The following is a 3,376-nucleotide window of genomic DNA, read 5'->3' as shown; positions in this document are numbered from 1 at the left end:
CGTTGGCGAGCCGGTCAGCGTGCTTGTTCTTCGCGCGCGGAATCCACTCGTAGCGGACCGCGGCTCCCGGCGGGAAGATCTCCTTCGCCTCCGCGGCGAGCGGCCGCATGTCCGGGTGCTTGATCTTCCAGCGCCCCGACATCTGCTCGACGACGAGCTTGGAGTCCATCCGCACCCGCACCGGCGCGTCCGGGTCCAGCTCGTGTGCCGCCCGCAGCCCGGCGACCAGCCCGCGGTACTCGGCCACGTTGTTGGTCGCGACCCCGATGAACTCGGCGGTCTCCCGCAGGACTTCGCCGGTCTCCGCGTCCCGTACGACCGCGCCGTACCCGGCCGGCCCGGGATTGCCACGGGAGCCGCCGTCCGCCTCGACGACGAAGGAGACCCTCCCGCCGCGGGCCGCCATCAGAGCCCGGACTCGGGCGTACGGACCAGGACCCGGCGGCAGTTCTCACACCGCAGCACCTCGTCCTCGGCGGCCTGCCGCACATCGTTCAGCTCGGTGATGTTCAGCTCCAGCCGGCAGCCCTCGCAGCGCCGTTGGAAGAGCCGCGCGGCGCCCACGCCGCCCTGCTGCTCGCGGATCTTCTCGTACAGCTTCAGCAGGTCGGCGGGCACCGATCCGGCGACGGCCTCGCGCTCCTTGCCGACGGTCCCGGCCTCGCCGTCGATGCCCTCCAGCGCCGCGTCCCGCCGGGCCGTCGCGTCCTGCGCCCGGGCCTGTACGGAGTCGACGCGCCGCGCCAGCTCCGCCGCCCGTTCCTGCGCGGACTCGTGGCGTTCCATGACCTCCAGGACGACGTCCTCCAGGTCGCCCTGCCGCTTCGCGAGGGAGGCGATCTCGCTCTGCAGGCTCGCCAGGTCCTTGGGGTTGGTGACCATGCCGGAGTCCAGCCGCTTCTGGTCACGGGTGGCGCGCTGGCGTACCTGGTCGACGTCCCCCTCCGCCTTGGTCTGCTCGCGGGCGGTGTCGCTCTCCTCGGTACGGGCGGCGACCAGCAGGTCGCGGAGCTGGGTGAGGTCGCCGTCCAGCGACCGGATCTCCTCGTGCTCCGGCAGGTTCTTGCGCTTGTGTGCGAGCTGGGCCAGTCGCGTGTCCAGTGCCTGGACGTCGAGAAGGCGGATCTGATCGGCGGGCGGGGCGTTCAGTTGGGGGCTCCCGTGGTGAAGTCGGTGGGGTCGGCGGAATCGGATGAGGACGCGTGGGCGGTCCAGGGATCGGTGACCGTACGCGAGACGTGCGTGCGCAGCCCCCAGTCGTGCCGGTCGGAGACCGCGTCCAGCTGGGCGGCGGCCTGCTCGCACCACGGCCACTCGGTGGCGAAGTGCGCCGCGTCGAGCAGCGCCAGCGGCGAGTGCTCGCGGGCCTCGGAGGCGGGGTGGTGGCGCAGGTCGGCGGTCAGATAGGCGTCGGCACCCGCCGCGCGCACCTGCTCGAAGAGGCCGTCGCCGGAACCGCCGCAGACGGCGACGGTACGGATCAGCCGGTCCGGGTCGCCCGCGGCGCGGATGCCCTGCGCGGTGGGGGGCAGGGCTTCGGCGGCGCGGGCCGTCAGCTCCGACAGCCGCAGCGGGCGGGCCGGTTCGCACACGCGGCCCAGGCCGCGCCGCCCCGTCGGGTCCGCCGGGTCCGGTACGAGGGGGCCCAGCACCCGCAGGCCGAGCGCGCCCGCGAGGGCGTCGGAGACCCCGGGATCGGCGGTGTCGGCGTTGGTGTGGGCGACGTGCAGGGCGACGCCGTGCCGGATCAGTGTGTGCACGACGCGGCCCTTGAAGGTGTCGGCCGCGACGGTCGTCGTACCGCGCAGGTAGAGCGGGTGGTGGGTGACGAGCAGTTGGGCGCCCAGCGCGACCGCCTCGTCCGCGATCTCCTGCACGGGGTCGACGGCGAAGAGGACCCGGGTCACCTCGGCGTCCGGGCTGTCGAGGGCACCGCAGACGGTGCCGACCGCGTCCCACTCCTCGGCGCGCTCACGGGGCCAGAGGGCGTCGAGCGCGGCGATGACATCGGAGAGGGCGGGCACGGGGGAAAGGCTACCTTCCGCCCGCGCCCCGCCGCCCGGTGCACACCCGCCCTCGCCCGCGCAGGCAAATCGCACAAGAGCCACCCTTCCGCGTGAAGCGTCCGAACTCACGTTGTTCGGGCGGCGGCCCGACGCCTAGGTTCTTAGTTCCTCACTGGAGGTGATCGCATCATGACTGCCTGTGCCACCGAGAGACCCACGAACGACAGCCGGACGAAGAACAGCCGGACGGCGAGGCACACCAGTTTCACGATCGCGGCCGACGGCGCCTACGCGGCCCGGCTCAACGCGTCGGCGGACGGCGGCTGGTATCCCGAGCGCTGGACGCTCGACGGTCCCGAACCGTACGCCGTGCCACTGCCCGGCTCCCGGCCCGAGGAAGCGGACAGCCAGGTGCTGCCGCTGACCGACGGACGGGTCCTGATCGCCCGGCGCGAAGAGGGAGGCCGACGGCTCGCACTGCTCTATCCGACCGGCCCCGGCACCGGCGAAGTCAGCCTGGGCACCGTGGAATCCGAGCAGTCCGAGCAGTTCACGCTGCTGCCGCCCGCACCGTGCGGGCTGCGCGCGTACGCCCTCGTCCCCGGCGAACACTCCACCGCCGTGTGGCTGGTGGCGGACCGCGGCGACAGCGCCCCGCAGCTCGTGGCCCGGGTCGCCGGCCACTGCACGGGCGGCGCCTGGCTGGACCGGGAGGGCAGGCTGCTCGCGGTCGACCGTACGGACACCGCCGGCAGCGGCCGTACGAAGACCGTCGCCGTCGACCTGGGACGCGGCGGCGAGGTCAGCCCGCTGCTCCAGATCACCGCGGACAGCGACGACCGCCTGCTGCTGGCCGACCCGGACAGCGGCCTGCTGCTCCTGCGGTCGGACGCGCCCGGTGAGGACCGGCTCGGCTGGGGCGTCCTGGGCAGCCACCGCCCGGTCCGCTTCCCCGAGTCCCTGCGTCCCGAGGGCACGCTGCTCACGCCCTTCGCCGTTCAGCCGGGGCAGATGCTGTTGCCGGAGAGCTGCGCGGTGGCGCTGCGCGGGCAGCCGGTGGGAGCGGGCAGCGACGAGGCGGCCTGGCTGGGCGTGTGGCGGCCGATGCGGAAGGAGCTGCGGCGCTTTCCCGCACCCGCGGGCTGGCTGCCGGGCAAGGGCGTGTGGACGCGGGAGGGCGAGCTGCGGCTGCCCTGCGCGACGGCCCTGGTGGCGTGCGGACTGGCCCGGCTGCGGATGCGGGGGTCGGGTCCGGACGCCGGAACCGGTGCCGCCGGGGAGGAGGGCGAGCGCGTCGGCAGGCCCGCACCGCGCCCGCAGGCGGCTCTCCCCGCCGCGCTCCCCGCGGCGCCTCCCGCCGAGGGACCGCC

At 74.4% G+C, this 3,376-nt stretch carries 4 protein-coding genes; 1 reads left to right on the top strand and 3 read right to left on the bottom strand.

Annotated features, from left to right (window positions below; genetic code table 11):
* The 3 genes from ACRDP3_RS06825 to ACRDP3_RS06815 form a co-directional block, all read right to left on the bottom strand.
* Positions 1-406: reverse transcriptase-like protein (locus tag ACRDP3_RS06825; RefSeq protein ID WP_431515924.1), on the bottom strand; the 406-nt coding region annotated here is incomplete at its 3' end.
* Entirely contained in the window at positions 406-1,149 is a 744-nt protein-coding gene (locus ACRDP3_RS06820) for a zinc ribbon domain-containing protein (protein WP_431515925.1), read from the bottom strand. The genes ACRDP3_RS06820 and ACRDP3_RS06825, both read right to left, overlap by 1 nt.
* Positions 1,146-2,024 (bottom strand): Nif3-like dinuclear metal center hexameric protein, encoded by an 879-nt coding sequence (locus tag ACRDP3_RS06815; RefSeq protein ID WP_431515923.1) that lies wholly within the window; start codon positions 2,022-2,024, stop codon positions 1,146-1,148. Before ACRDP3_RS06815 ends, ACRDP3_RS06820 begins: the two co-directional genes overlap by 4 nt.
* A 171-nt stretch (positions 2,025-2,195) precedes the next feature.
* On the opposite strand from ACRDP3_RS06815, the gene ACRDP3_RS06810 reads away from it, so the two are divergent.
* Positions 2,196-3,376, top strand: a 1,181-nt coding sequence (locus ACRDP3_RS06810; protein ID WP_431515922.1) for a hypothetical protein, incomplete at its 3' end; no start/stop codon positions are given.

The sequence above is a fragment of the Streptomyces sp. genome (assembly GCF_050698815.1).
GTDB lineage: Bacteria > Actinomycetota > Actinomycetes > Streptomycetales > Streptomycetaceae > Streptomyces.
Note: the sequence above shows the minus strand (reverse complement) of the source record. Positions and strands in the feature narration are given on the sequence as shown.